Origin of the sequence: Prosthecobacter sp. (assembly GCF_029946185.1) — a bacterium.
Taxonomy (GTDB): domain Bacteria; phylum Verrucomicrobiota; class Verrucomicrobiia; order Verrucomicrobiales; family Verrucomicrobiaceae; genus Prosthecobacter.
Window position 1 is genome coordinate 1 of the sequence record NZ_JAQSEA010000166.1, and the last position, 19,419, is coordinate 19,419.

A 19,419-nucleotide genomic window follows, 5' to 3' on the forward strand; every position below is an offset into this window, starting at 1 on the left:
GCTCGCCATGTCCGCCACTCTCGCTTCTGCCCCCAAAAACACTCCCGTTCCAGTGCCTCAAGACACCGAATCTCCCGCCCCATCCGGCCTCGAAATCACCGTGCCTGTGCGCGATGAAACTTCCACGCCCGGCTGGTTCCTCGCCCGTTCCGAAGCCGCTTGGACTGAATTCCAAGCACTGCCGATGCCCGGCCTGAAGGATGAAAACTGGCGCTACTCCAATTCGAAGAAGATCGAACTCGCTGGTCACACGCCTGCCACCGCGCCTACGGCTGCAAACACTGCTGCCGCGCTCGCGGCCACGCAGGGCCTCAAGGAAAGCACCGCCCGCTTTGTGTTCGTGAATGATGTGCTCGTCGAGTCCGACACCACGAATCTGCCAGCCGGTGTGGTTTGCGTGACCTTTGCGGATGCGCTGCGCGATCATGGCGACGTGCTCAAGGAACACTTCATGCAGCGTGAAATGACGCTGGGCTCCGCGAAGTTCGCCGCTCTGCACCTCGCCCATGTGAGTGCAGGCGCGGTCATCATCGTGCCGAAGAACGTGGCGATTGAGAAGCCCATTGAAATCTTCCATTGGGTTGTCGGCGATCATGCCGCCATCTTTCCGCACACACTCATCGTTACCGGCGACAACGCCGAGGTCAGCGTCGTCGATCACTACCGCAGCCTCGAAGGCGAAGGTGGGCTCAGCATCGCCATTGCGGATCTCGTCGGCGGTCGTGGCAGCAAGATCACCTATGCAGCCTGCCAGGAACTGGCGGATGACGCACAAGCGCTGCATCTTTCCAGCATTGTGGCCGGACGGGATGCCGCCATCAAGAGCTTCCAGGTCCAACTCGGTGCCCTCTTCAGCCGCAGCGAAAGCGTGAGCGATCTCATCGGCGAAGGTTCCCGCAGCGACATGCTCAGCGTGTCCCTGCCCATCGGCGAGCAGATCGTGGATCAACGCACGTTGCAGAATCACAAGGCCCCACATGCCAGCAGCGATTTGCTCTACAAAAACGCTCTCTACGGCAAATCGCGCAGCATCTTCAGCGGCCTCATCACCGTGGATGAAGGAGCGCACTACACCGACGCCTACCAAACCTGCCGCAACCTGCTCAACAGCAACGAAGCCGAAGCCACAAGCCTGCCCGGCCTCGAAATCAGCGCCGACCAGGTCAAGTGCAGCCACGGTGCCACCAGCGGCCCCATCAGCGACGAAGAACTCTTCTACCTCAAGGCCCGTGGCATCAGCGACAGCGAAAGCCGCAAGCTCATCATCGAAGGCTTCCTGGCGGGCGTGATCGAACGCTTTGGCAATGGCGAGCTGCTTGATACACTGGTGGCACGCATCGATGAAAAGTTGGAGCGTGCGGTCTGAGTCCTGAGGGATTGGCCGAAAGAAGTGAAAAAGTAAAAAGAGCCGGAGTTACATCCGGCTCTTTCTTATTTAGCTATTCGCGCCGGTTTAATCTCAATCCAGTGCAGGAATCACTCCTGCGGAAAGGGCCACCGGGCAGTTGGTCACGCTCGGCGTAAGACGTTCCCACATGTACTGCACAGCCTGGGCGAGAAGTTGCACGTCCACGCGAGCATCATGGCGCTTCATGTTCTTGCTGCACACACCGACGCGACCCAGCACTGCGTCCAGCCCATGGCCGCCTTTGCCTCCCCAGATTTTGCGGGAGAAATCGCGGGAATCGATCGCGCTCGTTTCACGCACTGGCATGCCATGCCGTTTGCAATGCTCTGCGATAAAGCGCATGTCAAAACGAATGCCGTTGTGGGCAATCAAGGTCGCACCCTCACCCACGAAACGGGAAAATTCCATCAGCACATCCGAGGGATGGGGAGCATTGGCCACCTGCGCCTGCGTGATTCCGGTCAGCTTGGTGATGAACGACGGGATATGATTTTCCGGCCGCACATAGCTGTCGAAATACTCGCCTTCGTTCCACTTGCCGTTCTTCACTTTCATCGCTGCGATCTGGATGATCTCATGCTGTGAAGGTAAAAGGCCGGTGGTTTCGAGGTCGAAGATGATGAGGTTCATGTATGCGGGCGGAATACGCTGTCGCATCCCACCCCTTCGTTGCGGCCATAGCAGACTGATTGCAAGGCATTAAACGTACACCCGGGGCACGCGGGCATTGATGTTGGTCAGCACTTCATACGCAATGGTGCCAGCGGCATCCGCCACATCCTGCACGGAAATCGTCTCATTTTCGTCGCTGCCGATGATCGTCACGACATCGCCATTGTAGGCCGTTCCCCATTCCAGATTCACCATGAACTGATCCATGCACACGCGTCCGACAATCGGGTGGCGCTGGCCGCGGATGAGCACGGCACCGCGATTCGACAGCGCCCGAAAATAGCCATCACCATAGCCCACGGGCACAGTGACGACGCGCACGGGATGATCGCTCTGCCAGGTGCTGCCATAGCTGACAGGTTTGCCCGGCTGCACGACTTTGAAAAATACCACCTGCGATTTCCAGTTCAGCGCCGGCTTAAGCACCACCGTCTTTCTCACCTCCTTCGACGGATACACGCCATAGAGCATGATGCCCGGACGGACGAGATCGAGGTGGCTCTCAGGAAGCTGCAGAATGCCGCCTGAATTCGCGATGTGCCGCTGCGGCGGCTGCAGTCCGCGCTTCGGATAAAATTCCAGCACTTCAAGAAATCTCGCGAGTTGCTCTCTGGCCGAGGCAAGGTCTGGGTCGTCTGAATTTGCAAAGTGCGAATAGATGCCAGCCACCTCCACATTCGTGAAATTCAAGCTGGCCTCCAGCAGCTTCTCCGCACTGTACCAATGTACGCCGATGCGCTCCATGCCGGTGTCGATTTTCAGATGCACCCGCGCCTTCGTTTTCACCGCCGCGGCCGCTTCATCAATCTGCTGCAGTTTGTCGATGGAGGATGCCGCCATCATCAAACCATGCGCGATGAACTGCGGAATCTGCCGCGTGACCACACCGCCGAAGACGAGAATCGGCACCGTGATGCCCGCCTGCCGCAACTCGACCGCCTCCTCCAGCAAAGCCACTCCCAAACAGGGTGCGCCATGATGGATCAGGTGCCGTGCCACCTCCACGAGGCCATGCCCATACGCATTCGCCTTCACCACCGGCATCACCTGCGCCGCCCCCACATGCGCACAGATCGCGTCATAATTCTGCGCGATGTCACCGAGGCTGACCTCGACGTGGGCTGGGCGAATGGCGTCGGTTGGGTTCAAGGGGGAGACACTCGGCTAGCCCAAGATCGCTTTCAACTTCGCTGACACCTCGGCAAAGGCTTCGTCACTCAGCGCCGGGGTCGCTGCCGCGGCCATGGGCAGGCCCTCTTCAGGCAGTGTGATCCAGGAGCGGCAGCCTCCGTAGCTCTTCGCATACGGGAAGTGCCAGTTCTGCGGCAGCTTGTAGGCACGGACCAGAGCGACGTGCAGGCAGCTTTCGTCGTCATAGATGAAGCGCTCCTTCACGATGTCCTCATTCCAGATGTGCAGCGGGGCCAGCGCGGCCACTTTGTCCCAGTCCGTGACCTTCCAGACCTGCTCCAGCGTGGCACAGCCGTCAATATCCACGGTGGTACGCTGCTCTTCCGGCGGGAAGTCGCGCTGCGTGTTCTCGGGCACCCAGCTCAGCTTTTCGGCCTGAGTGTGAAACCAAGTCGGAAACAGAAAGAATTCGCGGTGCTTCCACTCAAACCCGCCGCGGCCTTCATGGATGCCGCCTTTGCGCAAAATAATGCTGAGCCGACCCTGCGCCAGTGCGTCGCAGACGAAGGACCATTCTTTGAATCCGGTGGGGGTGGTTAAATCAGGCATGACAGGGTGTTACGTAAGCAGAGCAGCGGCGAGAGCAAGCGAGAGCAAGCAAGAGCAAAAAAACGAAGTCAGAATGACAAAGGACGAGGTCACTCTTCGGACATCAGATCACAACGTCCGGCTCCAGCTCCCTAACACGCTTTATCGCCATCTCGACGTCCACCGCTTCATCACTATCCACCAACCAGTGGGCCATGATCAGCGCCGACCTTTGCAACCCCAGCTGGCAGTGCACGAATACCCGTCTTCCCTCGGCCCGCTGTCTGCGAATGCACTCCACCGCCGCCGCGATTTGCTCCGTCTTCAGCGGCACCAAATCCAGCAGCGGTAGATTCACATAAAACGCCCGCTCCCGAAACGCCCTCGGCGCATTCGTCTCCGCCGTCAGATCCAGCACCGCCAGCGGTGTCCCTCCGGCTTCTGCGGCCGCGACCAGCGCCACAGCCTCCTTGCCGGTCACCCGCCTTCCAAAGCACACCCCCGGCGTCACCTCGCACCAGCCGGGCTTCCGCTTCAACCATTTCTTCTGCACCCAGCCCCTCACCAGCAGGATCGGCAGCAGGCACCACTCAGCCGAGGGTGATAGCGTCCCATTCTCCTTGCCCAAAAGCCGCGACAGCCCCGTCCCATACGCCAGCGCCATGATCCCGCACGCCACCGCTGGCCACACAAAGCCGATCCACGCAAATCCCAGCGTCCCGCACACCACCGCGCCGATGCCATAACGCACCGCATGCTTCTTCGAGGGATTCCGCGTCCCCATCTGCCTTGGGTCCGGCACCAGCGCCGCCACCGCCCACCCCATGATGAATCCACCCGCCACATCAATGAGGTGATGCTGCCACACCATCAACGTGGAAAGACCGATCAGGATAAACCACACCTTCACCGCCGTGCGCACATGCCCAGTCAGATGCGCCCCATAAAACACCCACACCAGAGACCGCAAACTGATATGCAACGACGGAGCTAGATTGTACGGCAGATCATTGAAATACAGCGCGTGAAAAAGCGGAGCCGTCCACCCGCTCGGCTCCGGCCTCGGCAGCCCCAGCTTCAATGGAAACAGCAGGAAAAACAGGCCGCTCAGAATTGTCACAGTTATGAGCCGCTTCGTCAGCAGATTCAGCTCCGTCTTGCTGCCGCACAAAAAAAACGCCCCGCAGAAAAACAAATCCAACGACCAGTATGGAACCACCAGTTCTCTCACAAACGGGATGCTCTTCTCCCACTCAAACATCAGCGTCGGCACGTTCCCCCGCGTGTGGGTGAGGAGGTTGCACCCGCTGTAAACGATCACGAAAGTCGCCCCGGCCAGCGCCAGTCGCCACAGCGCCGGCCACAGCAGCCCCGCTTCACGTGGAGTTCGGTTCATGACCATGCTCATGCGGCCCCACCCTTCAGCTTCCTCGCCACGCTCACTGTGAAGATGCCAAAGTCATCCACCCACTCCTTCTCCTTCTTAAATCCAGCCGCCTCCACCAGCGCGTCCATCTCCCCCTGCGGCCGCCGTCGCATGACCCAGAACTGCCCATCACGATTCGTCAGCGTCCGCGCAATCATCTCCACCTGCGGATGCCACGGCTGCCCCGTGTAGATCAGCCACCCACCGTCATTCACTGCACGGTGCAGTCCGCGCAGCGACCTCTGCAGCATCTCGTTCTCCGGAAACAGCTCATACAGCCCCGACACCACCGCCACCGATGGCTTCGGCTCCACACTCGCCAGCGAGTTCTCATCAAACGCATCGCCTTTCACATGCGTGATCCGCTCCTGCAGCCCCTTCTCCCGCGCCGTCGCACGGCCTGTGTCCAGCGCCGACTCACTCCAGTCCCGGCACAGCACCTTCAAATCAAAGCCACATTCCTCGTCCTCCAGTACATCCAGCAGATAGCGCCCTGCGCCGCCTGCAATGTCCATCAGTTGCAACGGCATTCCTGCCTCACGCACCTGCTTCAGCGCATACTTCAATGCTTGGTTCATACACGCCCGCCGCTGGCGGATTCCACGCCAGCCGATCGCATCCAGATAGCCACGGTCAATAATCTTGCCGACGCCCAGTCCACCGTTCGCCTTGTTCTTGTACACATAGTCCAGCGACTCCCCTGAATCGAACCCCGTCGCATGGCCTATGCGGATTCCCTCGCTCAGTTTGCCCAGCGTCCCCATGCTGAGCCGCTGCAGCAAAAACGAAAGCCCACGCATGGATGGCGAGGGCAGCGGCTTCTTCAGCATCGCAAATTCCGCGTTCGTCACCGGATTGGACAAGTCCGCCTCCAGCCGAGGTGGCGTGAAGTTCGCAATGCAGCGCTCCGCAAAGCGCTTGATGGCCCCGCACACCTCATCCCGGCACACATCGTGGAAGATCGCATGTCGCGCGCCTTTCAGCGTCAGGTGAGTCTTCTGGTCGCTGCCATAATTCTCGTACAACTGGTCTGCCGCCTCACGCTTCACCACCTTGTCAGCCCCTGCGGAGAACATCAGCAGCGGCCGGTCCATCACCTCAGCATCACTGATCACCCGCTTCGCGGTGTCGAAAAGGTCCACCAAGATCTTTGCCGAGATGTCCTTCGAGATGAGTGTGTCCGCATCATACACCGCCGCCGCGCCTGCATCCCGCGTCAGCCATGAGCCCTGCACGTAGCTCTTGATCGTCGCATCCGGCTTCACCTTCTGCAGCATCCGGATGCCCGTCAATGCGCCCGGCACAATCAGGTTCACCTCCAGCGCCGGAGTCGCCAAAACCAGCCCCGCGATTCGTGGCGCGAAATCATGCACCCATGCAGCCCCTACCACACCGCCCACGCTGTGCGCTACCACCACCGTACGCTCCGGCACCAGCCCATGCACCTTCTGCAGGTGGTGAAAAAACGTGTCCAGATCCCGCACATACTCCATGAATCCCGACGCATGTCCGCGTCTGCCGGGCGACTGCCCATGTCCCCTTGCCTCCCAAGCGTAGATCGCCGTGTCCGGCATCTTCAGATGCGGCACCACCGTGTCCCACCGGTCCGCGTGCTCATGCCCGCGATGCAGCAGCACCAGCGCCTTTGACGCACCCGCCACGTTCCACGTCTTGTAGTGCAGCGCCAGCCCGTCATCCGTCGTGAATTGCAGTCGTTCAGAGTTCATGTGTCGCTCATCCTTTCGGTTTTTGTTGATTCAAGGCCTTTACCAAGTGCGCCGTTCGCCGCCAGCAAGTGATCACGATGCCAACGTTCACAATCACAAGACACCACAGCATAAGCGGCGGTGCTTTCACATTCATAATATCGATAGTCATCATCGATAGGCAGCCCACCGTCACCGCAAACATGCGGTGAGGCTTCGCCATCGGCCCGCAGAAATCATGTCGCCCACCCAGCAGGCTGGCACCCAGTGCCCGAATGTACGCCGTCAGCATCGCGCCGCCCATCGCCGCCCAGCCGAGCGCAATGCTCCAATCCGTCCCGGCCGCATAGCCCAGCGGCACCAGAATCAACGCATCATCAATCCGATCCGGAATTTCATTGAACAAGTCCCCCGTCACTGACTTCAGCCCGCCCTCCACCGCCAGCAGCCCGTCCATCATGTTGCAGAAAAGCCGCATCTGTATCCCCGCCGCTGCCAGCAGCCACCATGCCCACGCATGCCCGCTGCTCGGAGCCATCAATGCCGCACCACCGCCCACCGCAGCGCAAACGATGCTCAGCACTGAAACCACATTGGGCGTCAGCCCCACCTTCAACATCCATCGGGAGAAAAACCCCGCCCACGCGGTCGTGCGTGACTTAAGAGGACGCCGTGCGGCAGAGTCAGAGATCATGGTCCCCATGCAACAGCACGCCCGCCTCCCCCGCAAGTGCCCGATTGCCCCTGTGCCACTGTCCGCGCATAAACCCACCCCTCTCGAACGTATAGCATATCGTAAGTCAGTCCGCGTCTGACTGAAATGGCGAACACCCTGCTGACAAACCAGTGAAGCCGGATAATCTGGCCGCCACGATGTATCATCTGCTAGGCATTCAACCAGACACCGAGGTGCGCGACGTGGTCAACCGCCCCGTGCCCATCAACTAGCTACGGCAAAGTCATCCAGGAAATCATCGCATGAAAACACTTCTCGCCACACTCTGCCTGCTGGTCGCCATCAGCCTTTCGGCCAAAGATCTTGGCCTGAATCCGGTTTTCAAGCATTACGTCGGCAACTGGAAGGCGGCCGGCGAACTGAAGGGTGAGAACAACGTCCTCGTCATCACCGAGGAATGGAGTGGCGCAGCCGAAGGTGACAATTCCTTTGTGGTCAAAGGCACGCGCACGATCAATGGCGACACGCAGCCGTTTCAATGGACGATCACTTACAACGAGGGTGCGGACAGCTACGAGGCCATCCTCTCGGGTGCGGAAGGCTCGCAGACGATCCGTTTTGAAGGCCATGTTTCCGAGGTCAATCTCACGTTTGAACTCAAGGCCATCACCGGCAGCGGCGAAAGCAGCATCACCATCACCGAGGCTTTTGCGGGCGATGCAAAAGATGTCATGGAAAGCAATGTCACCTTTACGGGAGACAGCGGGCAGACCACCCTGCAAGGCGTGATCAAACATCAGAAAGAGAAACAACCTTAATGGACGTCACCGACTGGAACCAGGCCTATCAGGATAACTTTACCCCGTGGGACAAAGGCCTGCCCGCACCGCCGCTGGTGGAATGGCTGGCTCGCACTCCACTCTCAGGCCGGGTGCTCGTACCGGGATGTGGTGTGGGCCACGATGTGGCTCATCTCGTATCACTCGGCATCGACGCCTACGGGCTCGATATTGCACCGACGGCTGTGGCACGTGCCAAGGAGCACTACCCCCAACTGGCGGAGCGTTTCGTGTGCGCGGATCTGTTTGAGTTTCGCGGTCAATATGACGCCATCGTGGAGCACACCTGCCTGTGTGCTCTGCCACCGGAGTGGCGCACCAAGTATCGGGATGCGGTGGCTTCGTTGTTAAAACCGAATGGCCTGCTTGTAGGCGTGTTCTTCATCAATCCAGAAATGGACCCTGGGGAAACCGGACCACCCTTTGGCATCTCGATGCATGACCTCACCACCTTGTTCGCAGAGCGTTTTCAGGTGGTCGAAGGGCATGTGCCCACTGCGGCCTATCCAGGCCGCGAAGGCCGCGAATGTCTTCGCGTGCTGCGGCTCATTTCAGATTGATTTGCCCGGCCAAGGGCTCCACCGGATTCAACACGCGCCGGGTGCTGAACTCCTTCGGCACGAGTTGTTTCACCGTTGCTGCAATGATGTTCTCGATGCCGGAGGCAAACCGGGTCGGACGCCCATAATAGATCATGGCTCCACCGCCTTCGTAACCGCCCTCCTCCCAGACACGCTGAGAGGGGATGTAGCAGGGCACGTCGTTCGTGTAGCTGTTCACCCACGTGCGGCCGGGATCGAATTCACTTTTGAAGCGCAGGCTGTAATCCACCACCACCTCGCCAGGCAGATTGATGGTGAGCAGGTCGGCACCGTAATTCCAGACCTGAATGTCATAAGGCAGCGCAGGCGGTATTTTTTCGCCACGTTCGAGCATCGCGAGATGTTCCTTCGCATGATAAGCTGTCCACCGGTTTGAATCGGCGGCTTTGGCCTGCCATTCTTCCAAAGTGGGCAGTGTGTCGAACGGCAGCATCACCTCTCTGTGGGCGCAGTTGAGCGGGCCGTTCAACGGCAGCATCGGGCTGTTGATAAGACGCACGATTTCTTTGGCGATGCTGACGCCATGATTCATAGCGAAACGGTTCTCTTTGCGAGGGTATGGGTTTTGATCTGCTCCACAGCCGATGGAAATGAGACATACCGAACCGGGAAAGCGCAGCTCCATTTCCTCATGTGCCAGTCCTGCCCAGTCGCCATGAATTTCGTTGTCGCCGAGTGTCGTGCAGTGACAAGCGTAGCTGGTATGGGTGGCGATCAGTTTCTTTCCGTCGGCAGATTTGACGCACAGGACTGGCAGGGCACGGTCCGTTGGCCCGCTGTAATTTTGGACATTCTGGAATCCCGCATCTGTTTTCAACCGGCGGTTGAAAGCGAAATAGACTTTGCCCACACTCCATTCGAGCCGGGCGGGCTCCATCTTGTCCAATGCCTGGCCGATGATGCTGACAATGTGAGCGGTCAGATCTTCGGTGTAGCGCTCAATATGCTTCACCTGCTCTGCCGCCAAGGGTTCACCGAAGAGAAACTGCAGCACACCTTTGAGCATCGGCGCACTGTGCGTGTGGGTTGAGTGCAGGGCGAAACGCTCATCGCCGAGGGTCCTGCCACCCGCGACAAGACGTTTGAGCACCTCGGCCCGCACAGCCGCAGGCACCCCGCAGTTATCGACACTGACAATGACCGCAGGCTTGCCATCCTGCCACTGCAAGGCAAGGGCGTTGGCATGCAGTCGCTGTGCCACCTTTTGAGTCTCTGCGGTGCGGCTGCCGTAGCCGCTGAGACGCACCGGATAATTCGGCGTGATGTCCACGTCCGCCGCGCCGGCCTTCCAAGAAGATACCGTCTGGGCCAGCAACGGCACTTCGACGATCAAAGATAGCAGGAGGATGATTAGTCGCATTTTCCCGATTATGGGCAAATGCGACAAACACTAACAAGACTAATTTTAAATTTAGTGGAAACGACTAGGCGTTGGCATTCGCATAGTCGATGGCGGCGCGGCAGATGTCCCAGAAACTCTGGGGCTCCATGCTGGCTCCGCCGACAAGGGCGCCGTCCACATCCTTCTGGCTGATCAGTTCGGCCATGTTGCCGGGCTTCACACTGCCACCGTATTGGATGCGAATCTTGACCGCAACGTCGTCACCAAACAGTTCGCCCAGCACCTGCCGGGTGTAAGCGTGGGCTTCCTGCGCCTGCTCAGGGCTGGCGGTGCGGCCGGTGCCGATGGCCCAGACGGGCTCGTAAGCGATGACGCAGTCGGTGATGCGACGGGGACCCACTTCGGCCAGCGACTCACGCAACTGGCTGCCCAGCACTTGTTCGATCTGGCCGTTGTCACGCTCAGCAAGGGTTTCGCCAATGCAGAGAATGGGGTGAATACGGGCTTCGAGGGCCGCGAGCACCTTGGCATTCACGATGGCGTTGGTTTCACCATAGAGACTGCGACGCTCGCTGTGCCCGAGGATGACGTGCTTGCAGCCGCACTCCTTGATCATGCGGGCATTGATTTCTCCGGTGAAGGCACCCGCAGGCTGGGCGCTCATGTTCTGGGCGGCCAGTTCAACGCTGGGTTCACGTGCATTGACGAGGACGGTTTGCGCTTTGTCCAGACTGACGAAAGGAGGAGCGACGACGATCTGAACCGGAACTTTGTCAGGCACCAGACGGGCGAAGGCACGGAGGAAATCATCCGTCTCCTGCGGTGTCATGTGCATTTTCCAGTTGGCGGCGATGATCGGTTTACGGAAGTGGGCGAGAGCCATGGGTTTGTTTGATAAAAGTGTTGGAATCTAAAGGGGCGAATTATTTGTCTTTCAAGCAAGCGACGCCGGGCAGGACTTTGCCTTCAAGCAATTCGAGGGAGGCACCGCCACCGGTGGAGATGAAGGTCATTTTGTCACCCAGTTTGGCTACTTTGACGGCTTTCACACTGTCACCACCCCCGATGATGGTCTTGGCACTGGAATTGGCCGCCATGGCTTCTGCCACATCAAAGGTGCCCTTGGAGCTTTCCTTGATTTCGAACACGCCCATCGGGCCGTTCCAGATCACGGTTTTTGCCTTGGAAATTTCGTCGGAGAAGAGCTTCACGGACTCGGGTCCGATATCCACACCTTCCCAGCCGTCGGGGATGCTTTCTCCTGCGGCCGTGAACTTGGTGGTGCCGAGTTTTTTGGTGTCAAAGTCAAATGAGTCGGTGATCATCGCATCCACTGGGATGAGGATCTTCACGCCGCGCTCCTTGGCCTTGTCGAGTGCGGCCTGTGCGATCGGCTCCCACTCGGGCTTGTAGAGGCTTTTGCCAATGGTGATGCCTTGGACGAGCTTGCGGAAGGTGTAGGCCATGCCGCCGCCAATGATGATGGTGTCTGCCTTTTCGAGCAGGCGGTTGATGACGCCGATCTTGTCGTTCACCTTCGCACCGCCGAGGATCACCACGAAGGGACGCTCTGGGTTTTCGAGTTCGTCGTGCAGCCAGGTCAGCTCCTTCTCCATGAGAAGGCCGGAAACGGCAGGCAGGTAATCAGCGATGCCCGCTGTGGAGCTGTGCGCACGGTGAGCGGAGCCGAAGGCGTCGTTCACAAAGATTTCCGCGAGGTCTGCCATGCCTTTAGCCAGTTCGGGATCATTCTTTTCTTCACCGGCATGGAAACGGGTGTTTTCGAGCAGGAGCACGTCACCGTTGCCGAGAGCGAGCGCCTTGGCCTTCGCCTCTTCACCAACGCAGTCATTGGCGAAAGCAACTGGCTTGCCGAGCAAGGCGCTGAGTGCTGGAGCCACGGGTTCGAGGCTCTGCTTCGGGTCACGCTGGCCTTTCGGGCGGCCGAGGTGGCTGGCGAGGATGATTTTAGCGCCTTTTTCGATCAGGAACTTGATGGTTGGCAGGGTCTCCTGAATGCGGGTGGCATCGGTGATGACCATCTGGCCGTCTTTTTCATCAAGCGGCACATTGAAATCGACACGTACAAAGACGCGTTTTCCGGCGAGGTCGAGGTCACGAATGGTCTGCTTGGGCATGGTATTTTAGATGGGGGTAAACGGGGCCGCAGGGCGGCGAGGGGCGGGATTCCTAGCACAGAGCGTGCTCGTTGCGCATGGAATTTTTTTGGGCGGTCGTGCGGCTTTTCCAAAAAAAGGGTGGAAACTCACCGCTCATTCAGATCCAGCCGGTGAATTTCGACGGGAAGCTCCTGCTCCAGATATTCAATGAGACTTTTCACCCGCTGCGGAAGGTGCTCGTGCGCAGCGTGGGCAATCTGTAGGTCGATCGGAGCCAGATTCCAGCCTGGCAGCAGTTGCACCAGCCTCCCGGCCGTGATGTCGCGCGCCGCCATCCACTCCGGCAGAATCGTGAATCCCGCGCCCTCAATGGCTGCCTCACGCAAGGCGGTGACGGTGTCCAGCAGCATGACAGGCGCGAGCCGGAGCTTCTTCGTCTGCTTCGCCCGCTCCAGTTCAAACCGGTCGCGTGAATAGAAATGTGGCTGCAAAATTCCCAGCCAAGGCAGCAATTTCAGGTCATCCGGGCGGGCGGGCAATGCGTGGGCTCTCAAGAGCGATGGTGCCGCCACAAGCCGCCGCTGAAGCTGGGCGATCTTGCGGATCGTCACCCGGCGATCTGTGGTTGCCCCAACCATGATGCCGCAGTCAAAGCCCTCTTTGATGAATTTCGTGGGCCGGTTGATCAGATGCAGCTCGGTTGTGACGTCAGGATGCAGTTTTTGAAATCTTGAGAGCACGCGGGAGACGACCCACTGGCCCACATCGACCACGGAGACCAGGCGCAGATGCCCGCGTAGCGAGTGGTGCCCAGAACGCAGGCGGCTGCCCATGCGGTCTGCCAGCAGGAGCAGCTCACGGGCGTCCGTCAGGACAATGATCCCAGCATCCGTCAGGCTCATCGAGTGTGTGTCACGACGGATCAGCGGCACCCCAATTTGCGCTTCAAAAGCAGCCAGATGCCTGCTCAGTGTGGGCTGAGCCATGCCTAGAACCTTGGCGGCACGCGAGATGCTGCCCGAGTCCGCAATCTGGACAAATTCACGTACATGATGGAGATCATTGAGACTGGTCATGCATTTAGGGTATAACCGATATGTCAATTATGCACTATTTAACACGTCTCCATGTCCGTAACTCTGTCCATGCAACGCCTCCCGCTTTCTCCAATTTTTCTCATTCCAACTTGGCGAAATGCCATGGCAGGCCTGCTGATAATGAGCGCACTGACCGCCTGTAAACGTGACGCCGCAGGCCCTGGTGGTGCGCCACCGGCTGCGACGCCGGAAGTCACCATTGCCAAACCCATAGCACGCCGACTCACGGACTGGGATGAATTCACCGGTCGGCTAACTTCGCGCAAACGCGTCGAGATTCACTCTCGCGTATCCGGCTACATCACGAAGGTCAGCTTCAAGGAAGGCACGGAGGTCAAAGCCGGGGATATGCTGTTCACCATCGACCCACGCCCTTACGAAGCCATCGTCGAACGCGCCGAGGCCATGCTGGCTCAAGCGAAAACCGCCTCTGATCTCGCCGGCGTCGAAGCCAAGAACGCCACCGCGCTGCGCCAGGGGCAGGCTATCTCTGCTGAGGAATCAGAGCGTCGTCTAAAGAGCGCCACCGGAGAACTGGCCGGAGTGCGGGGTGCAGAGGCAGCCTTGCGCGCCGCCAAGCTTGACCTCGAATTCACCGAAATCCGCGCTCCCATCAGCGGACGCATCAGTGATGCACGCGTGACGGAGGGCAACCTCGTCAGCGGTGGGACTCAAAACACCACTCTGCTGACCACGATTGTCGAACTGGACCCCATCTACTGTGAGATCGAAGCTGATGAGCGGTCGGTGCTCAAATACCGCACGATGCACAAGAACGGTGAGCGTGTGAGCGCAATGTTCGAACTCATTCCCGCCGAGATGGCGCTCATCAATGAGGAAGGCTGGCCCCATAAAGGCCAGGTCGATTTCGTGGACAATCAGATCAATCCCGCCACTGGAACCATTCGTGCCCGTGCCGTGTTTCCCAATACCGACCGTCTGATGGCACCCGGTTTCTTCGCCAAGGTGCGCATTCCCGGCAGCGGTGAATACGACGGCCTGCTCATTCGTGATTCCGCCGTGGGCGACGATCAGGGCAGCAGCTTCGTCTGGGTGCTTGATAAGGAAGACAAGGCTGTCTATCGCCCCGTCACTCTCGGGCCGTTGCTTGAGGGTCTGCGCGTGGTGCGTAGCGGCTTGAAGGCAGATGAGCGAGTGGTTGTACTCGGCCTCATGAGCGTGCGCAACGGCGTCAAAGTGAACGCGACAATGACAGAAATGCTGCCAGCGGCGGTGGCAACCAAGTAAACACTCATGAATTTCGCCCGCTTTTTCGTCGATCGGCCCATCTTCGCGGCCGTGTTGAGCATTGTCATCACAATGCTGGGAGGCCTCGCCTTTTTGTCGCTGCCCATCGCCCAATACCCTGAGGTCATTCCGCCCACCGTGGTGGTTTCGGCGACATATCCCGGCGCGGATGCGCGCACGCTGGCAGAGACCGTTTCCACACCGCTGGAACAGGAAATCAACGGTGTCGAAAACATGCTCTATCTGTCCTCGTCCTCCACGAGTGACGGCAAGGTGCAGATCACCGTCACCTTCCGTCTTGGCACGGATCTCGACCAGGCGCAGGTGCTGGTGCAAAACCGCGTGAACGCCACCATCTCACGCCTGCCGGAGGAAGTTCGCCGTCTGGGGATCATGGTCAACAAACGCTCGCCTGACCTCACGCTTGCCGTACAATTTTACAGTCCCGACGGCTCGCGCGAAGTCGGATATCTCAGCAACTACGTCACGCTGCAGATTCAAAACGAAATCGCCCGCCTACCCGGTGTGGCGGAGGCCTCATCTCTCGGTGGACTTGATTACTCGATGCGGGTCTGGCTCGACCCTGAAAAAATCGCCGGTCTGGGCCTGACTGCGGGTGACATCGTGCGTGCCATTCGCGAGCAGAACGTGCAGGTCGCCGCCGGATCACTCGGCCAGCCGCCAGCAGTCACAGGCTCGGAATTTCAATACACCCTCACCGCGCCGGGACGCCTGAAAAAGGCAGAGGAGTTTGGCGACATCGTGCTCAAAACCGGCAGTCTGGGAGATGTGGTGCGCCTGGCCAATGTTGCCCGCATCGAACTCGGTTCACGCGACTACTCCAGCCGCACCTACATGGATGGCTACAATGCCGTTTCTCTCCGCGTGTTCCAGCTTCCCGGCAGCAATGCCATTGAAACCGCCGATGCCGTTTACAAACGCCTCGCACAGCTCAAGGAGCGTTTCCCGCCGGGCGTCGATTACAAAATCAACTACGACACCACCAAATTCGTCCGCGCCTCCATTTCGTCGGTGTTGCACACGCTGATGGAGGCAGTCCTGCTCGTCGTGCTCGTCGTCATCATCTTTTTGCAAAGCTGGCGCGCATCGGTGATTCCGCTGCTGGCCGTTCCCGTGTCGCTCATCGGCACGCTGGCCGTGATGCAGTGGATGGGATTCTCACTGAACAATCTCTCCCTGTTCGGCCTGGTGCTCGCCATCGGCATTGTCGTTGATGACGCCATCGTCGTGGTCGAAAACGTCGAGCGCAACATCGCCAAAGGTCTCGCCCCGCGGGAAGCCTCCGTGCTTGCGATGAAAGAGGTCAGCGGTGCCGTCATCGCCGTGGCGCTGGTGCTCTGCGCCGTGTTTGTGCCGACGGGTTTTATCAGCGGCATCACCGGCCAGTTTTACCGGCAGTTTGCACTCACCATCGCGGTGTCCACGGTCATCTCGGCTTTCAATTCGCTCACACTCAGCCCTGCCCTCTGCGCCATCCTGCTGCAGCCGCATGGCGCCCCGCCGGATCGCTTCAGCCGTGTCCTGGACTTCTTGTTCGGGTGGTTCTTCCGGGGCTTCAACCGGGTGTTCCAGTTCAGCTCAGATCTGTATGCCGGGCTGGTTGGCAAGCTCATCCGTCTCACGGTGCTGGTTCTCATCGGATATGCCACGTTGATCGGTCTCGCAGGCAAGCTGTTTCAGGATGTGCCGGCGGGGTTCATTCCTTCCCAGGACATGGGCTATGCCATCGTGCTGGTTCAGTTGCCAGATGCGGCATCCTTCGAACGCACGGACGCCGTGGTGCGCAAGATGGACGCCATGGCGCGTGAAATTCCCGGCATCGCGCACACCTTCGCCATTTCAGGCTATTCATCCGTGCTGCAGGCCAATCAGCCCAACGTCGGCGCCGCCTTCCTGGTCTTCGATGCTTTCGACCAACGTCACGATCCCTCGGTCAAGGGCGATGGCATCTTCGCAGCCATCCGCAAAAAGTTCTCCACGATTCAAGAAGGCCGAGTGCTGGTGCTGCCACCACCGCCGCTGCGCGGTCTGGGCAATGCTGGCGGCTTCAAAATCCAGGTGCAGGATCTCAACAACGCCGGTCTGCCCGCCCTCGAAGCCGCCACCCAGAAGCTGCTCACCGCCGCTCAGCAGGAGCCGGGCCTGATTTCTCTCATCACCGGCTTCCGCGCCAAGAGCCCCCAGTTCAAACTCGAAATCAACCGTGCTCAGGCAAAAACCATGGGCGTCTCCCTGGCCGATCTCAACGAGGCGCTGCAAGTTTATCTCGGCTCCGTCTATGTGAATGACTTCAATCTTTTCGGCCGCACCTATCAGGTCACCGCGCAGGCTGAGCCTGCCTACCGCAAAGACCCGACAGACGTTGGCCGCATCAAAATTCGCAATCAAGCCGGTGACATGGTGCCACTCGCCGCGCTCGTCAAAGTCATCAAGACCGGGGGCGCGGACCGTGTGCAGCGTTACAATCTGTACTACTCCGCCGACATCAACGGCAACACGCTGCCGGGCATCAGTTCCGGCCAGATGATCGAAAAGATCGAGCGCCTGGCCAAGGAGAACCTGCCCGTTGGCTTTGCCATCGAGTGGACCGACCTCACCTACCAGCAGATCCTCGCCGGAGATACCCTCTTCTACATCTTCCCGCTCTGCGTCATCTTTGTCTTTCTGGTGCTCTCCGCGCAGTATGAAAGCTGGAGCATGCCCATGGCCATCATCCTGATCGTCCCCATGTGTCTTCTCTCCGCCATCGGCGGCGTGTGGCTGCGGGGGCAGGACAACAACATCTTCACGCAGATCGGACTCGTCGTGCTCGTCGGCCTCGCGGCCAAAAACGCCATCCTCATCGTCGAATTCGCCAAGCAGTTGCAGGACACGGGGATGGACCGCATCCAGGCTGCCGTCGAAGCCTGCCGCCTGCGCCTGCGCCCCATCCTGATGACCAGCTTTGCCTTCATCCTCGGGGTGCTGCCGCTTGTGCTCGCCACCGGCGCAGGTGCAGAAATGCGCCGGGCACTCGGCACGGCGGTGTTCTTTGGCATGATCGGCGTCACCATCTTCGGCCTGCTTTTCACACCTGTGTTTTATGTCATCCTCCGCGCCTTCGTTGAACGCCGTGAACAGCGCCGCAAGTCCGCCTCCTCCCCTACGCTACATGAAGCCCATTAAATCTTTCCTTCTCCTCATCTGCGTGACTTCCGGCTGCAATGTGGGGCCAAGCTTCATCAAGCCGCAGCCCAAGATGCCTGACGACTTCGCCTCACGGGCCGGTGCCGCGCATGCTGCCGAAGTGGATGCCACCTGGTGGCGCAGACTCAATGACAGCACGCTGAACGAAATGGTCTCCCTTGCCGGCAACCAGAACAAAGATCTTAACGCTGCGCGTTCACGGCTCCTTGAAGCCCGCGCCCTCTGGCGTGAATCCAGCTTCAATTACGCCCCCACCGTCACCTTCGGCTCGACCTACGAAAGCGTCCGAAATGGAGCCACCTCATTCACAGGTCTGCGCACCCGTGATTTCGAGCTATACCGCACGGGCTTTGACGCCGACTGGGAGCTGGATTTTTTCGGGCGCATCCGCAACTCCGTCAAAGCCGCCAAGGCAAACTCGAATGCCATGGATGCCAACCTGCATGACCTGCTGATTTCCCTGCAGTCCGAAATTGCCATCAACTACCTGGAACTGCGTGGTGCCCAGGCCCAGCTCAGCGTGGCGAATGAAAACGCCGGCAATCAGTCCGACGCCCTGCACATCGCCGAAGCCTCGCTCAAGGGGGGCCGTGGCACGCAGCTTGATGTCGCCCGGGCCAACTCTCTCTGGAACGCCACCCTGGCGCAAATCCCCACGCATCAGGAAAACATCGCCAGGTCCATCCATCGCATCGCCGTCTTGTGCGGTCAAAACCCCTCCGAACTCCGCCCCCGGCTGCAAAGCATCAAAAAGCAGCCCGTCGCGCCAACTCGTATCGGCATCGTCAAACCGGAAGAACTGTTGCGTCGCCGTCCTGACATTCGTGTCGCCGAAAACATTCTGGCAGCCGAAACCGCCCGCGTGGGTGTGGCGGTCGCAGATTTGTTTCCACGCGTCACATTCAGCGGCCGTATCGACCTTCAGGGATCCACACTTTCCTCCCTGACAGGACGCAATTCAGATGGCTTCACGCTGGGCCCACGGATTACTTGGGCCGCCTTCAATCTCGGACGCGTGCGTCAGCAGATCGCCGCCGCCGGACGCCGCGCCGACACTGCGCTGGCACGCTATGAGCAAACGGTGCTCCTCGCTCTCGAAGAGGCAGAAAACTCACTCACATCCTATGACCGTGAACGCGTTCGCCTGCACCATCTCGAAGCCTCCGCCACCTCCGCCCGCGAAGCGGCCACCTTGGCGCGGAAACGCTATCAGGACGGCATCGCTGATTTCCTCACGGTGCTCGACGCAGAACGTGTCGCCCTCGGCGCTCAAAACGACATCGCCCTCAGCCGCACCCGCGTCACAACCGCCTGGGTGCGTATTTACAAGGCCATGGGCGGCGGCTGGAATGGCTGA

16 protein-coding genes are annotated in these 19,419 nt (G+C 59.4%); 6 read left to right on the top strand and 10 right to left on the bottom strand.

Annotated features, from left to right (window positions below):
* Positions 1-1,366, top strand: a 1,366-nt coding sequence (gene sufD, locus PSV43_RS14565) for a Fe-S cluster assembly protein SufD (RefSeq protein ID WP_300198602.1), incomplete at its 5' end; no start/stop codon positions are given.
* 93 nt (positions 1,367-1,459) lie between these two features.
* Here sufD and PSV43_RS14570 read toward each other — a convergent pair.
* The 6 genes from PSV43_RS14570 to PSV43_RS14595 form a co-directional block, all read right to left on the bottom strand.
* On the bottom strand, positions 1,460-2,038 hold the full coding sequence (locus PSV43_RS14570; protein WP_300198605.1) for a 3'-5' exonuclease: 579 nt from the start codon (positions 2,036-2,038) through the stop codon (positions 1,460-1,462).
* Between the two features lie 69 nt (positions 2,039-2,107).
* Positions 2,108-3,229 carry an alanine racemase gene (gene alr, locus PSV43_RS14575; RefSeq protein ID WP_300198608.1) on the bottom strand — a complete coding sequence of 374 codons (1,122 nt, stop codon included), beginning with the start codon at positions 3,227-3,229 and terminating at the stop codon, positions 2,108-2,110.
* 15 nt (positions 3,230-3,244) lie between these two features.
* Positions 3,245-3,820 carry a DUF1802 family protein gene (locus tag PSV43_RS14580; protein ID WP_300198611.1) on the bottom strand — a complete coding sequence of 192 codons (576 nt, stop codon included), beginning with the start codon at positions 3,818-3,820 and terminating at the stop codon, positions 3,245-3,247.
* 103 nt (positions 3,821-3,923) lie between these two features.
* Positions 3,924-5,195 carry a dual specificity protein phosphatase family protein gene (locus tag PSV43_RS14585; RefSeq protein WP_300198614.1) on the bottom strand — a complete coding sequence of 424 codons (1,272 nt, stop codon included), beginning with the start codon at positions 5,193-5,195 and terminating at the stop codon, positions 3,924-3,926.
* An 8-nt stretch (positions 5,196-5,203) separates the two neighbouring features.
* Positions 5,204-6,952, bottom strand: coding sequence for a bifunctional alpha/beta hydrolase/class I SAM-dependent methyltransferase (locus PSV43_RS14590; protein ID WP_300198617.1), 1,749 nt, complete (start codon positions 6,950-6,952; stop codon positions 5,204-5,206).
* 7 nt (positions 6,953-6,959) lie between these two features.
* Positions 6,960-7,550, bottom strand: a complete 591-nt coding sequence (locus tag PSV43_RS14595; RefSeq protein WP_300198620.1) for a CDP-alcohol phosphatidyltransferase family protein — start codon at positions 7,548-7,550, stop codon at positions 6,960-6,962.
* A 359-nt stretch (positions 7,551-7,909) separates the two neighbouring features.
* On the opposite strand from PSV43_RS14595, the gene PSV43_RS14600 reads away from it, so the two are divergent.
* Together PSV43_RS14600 and PSV43_RS14605 are read left to right on the top strand one after the other, a co-directional pair.
* Positions 7,910-8,425, top strand: a complete 516-nt coding sequence (locus PSV43_RS14600) for a hypothetical protein (protein WP_300198623.1) — start codon at positions 7,910-7,912, stop codon at positions 8,423-8,425.
* Positions 8,425-9,006: a methyltransferase gene (locus PSV43_RS14605; protein ID WP_300198626.1), complete on the top strand. Its 582-nt coding sequence runs from the start codon at positions 8,425-8,427 to the stop codon at positions 9,004-9,006. Before PSV43_RS14600 ends, PSV43_RS14605 begins: the two co-directional genes overlap by 1 nt.
* Here the strand turns inward: PSV43_RS14605 and PSV43_RS14610 are convergent.
* The 4 genes from PSV43_RS14610 to PSV43_RS14625 form a co-directional block, all read right to left on the bottom strand.
* Positions 8,993-10,408, bottom strand: coding sequence for a neutral/alkaline non-lysosomal ceramidase N-terminal domain-containing protein (locus tag PSV43_RS14610; RefSeq protein WP_300198629.1), 1,416 nt, complete (start codon positions 10,406-10,408; stop codon positions 8,993-8,995). The two genes, PSV43_RS14605 and PSV43_RS14610, sit on opposite strands and share 14 nt — an antisense overlap.
* Before the next feature lie 64 nt (positions 10,409-10,472).
* Complete coding sequence (gene tpiA, locus PSV43_RS14615; RefSeq protein ID WP_300198632.1) at positions 10,473-11,273, bottom strand: triose-phosphate isomerase; 801 nt, start codon at positions 11,271-11,273, stop codon at positions 10,473-10,475.
* 40 nt (positions 11,274-11,313) lie between these two features.
* Positions 11,314-12,528 (bottom strand): phosphoglycerate kinase, encoded by a 1,215-nt coding sequence (locus PSV43_RS14620; RefSeq protein ID WP_300198635.1) that lies wholly within the window; start codon positions 12,526-12,528, stop codon positions 11,314-11,316.
* A 128-nt stretch (positions 12,529-12,656) separates the two neighbouring features.
* Complete coding sequence (locus PSV43_RS14625) at positions 12,657-13,586, bottom strand: LysR family transcriptional regulator (protein WP_300198638.1); 930 nt, start codon at positions 13,584-13,586, stop codon at positions 12,657-12,659.
* A gap of 141 nt (positions 13,587-13,727) precedes the next feature.
* Between PSV43_RS14625 and PSV43_RS14630 the strand changes: the two genes are divergently transcribed.
* The 3 genes from PSV43_RS14630 to PSV43_RS14640 are packed head-to-tail and all read left to right on the top strand — an operon-like array spanning position 13,728 to position 19,419.
* Entirely contained in the window at positions 13,728-14,855 is a 1,128-nt protein-coding gene (locus tag PSV43_RS14630) for an efflux RND transporter periplasmic adaptor subunit (RefSeq protein WP_300198641.1), read from the top strand.
* 6 nt (positions 14,856-14,861) lie between these two features.
* Positions 14,862-18,041, top strand: coding sequence for a multidrug efflux RND transporter permease subunit (locus PSV43_RS14635; protein WP_300198643.1), 3,180 nt, complete (start codon positions 14,862-14,864; stop codon positions 18,039-18,041).
* Positions 18,028-19,419 (top strand): efflux transporter outer membrane subunit, encoded by a 1,392-nt coding sequence (locus PSV43_RS14640; RefSeq protein ID WP_300198646.1) that lies wholly within the window; start codon positions 18,028-18,030, stop codon positions 19,417-19,419. The genes PSV43_RS14635 and PSV43_RS14640 overlap by 14 nt, the downstream gene beginning before the upstream one ends.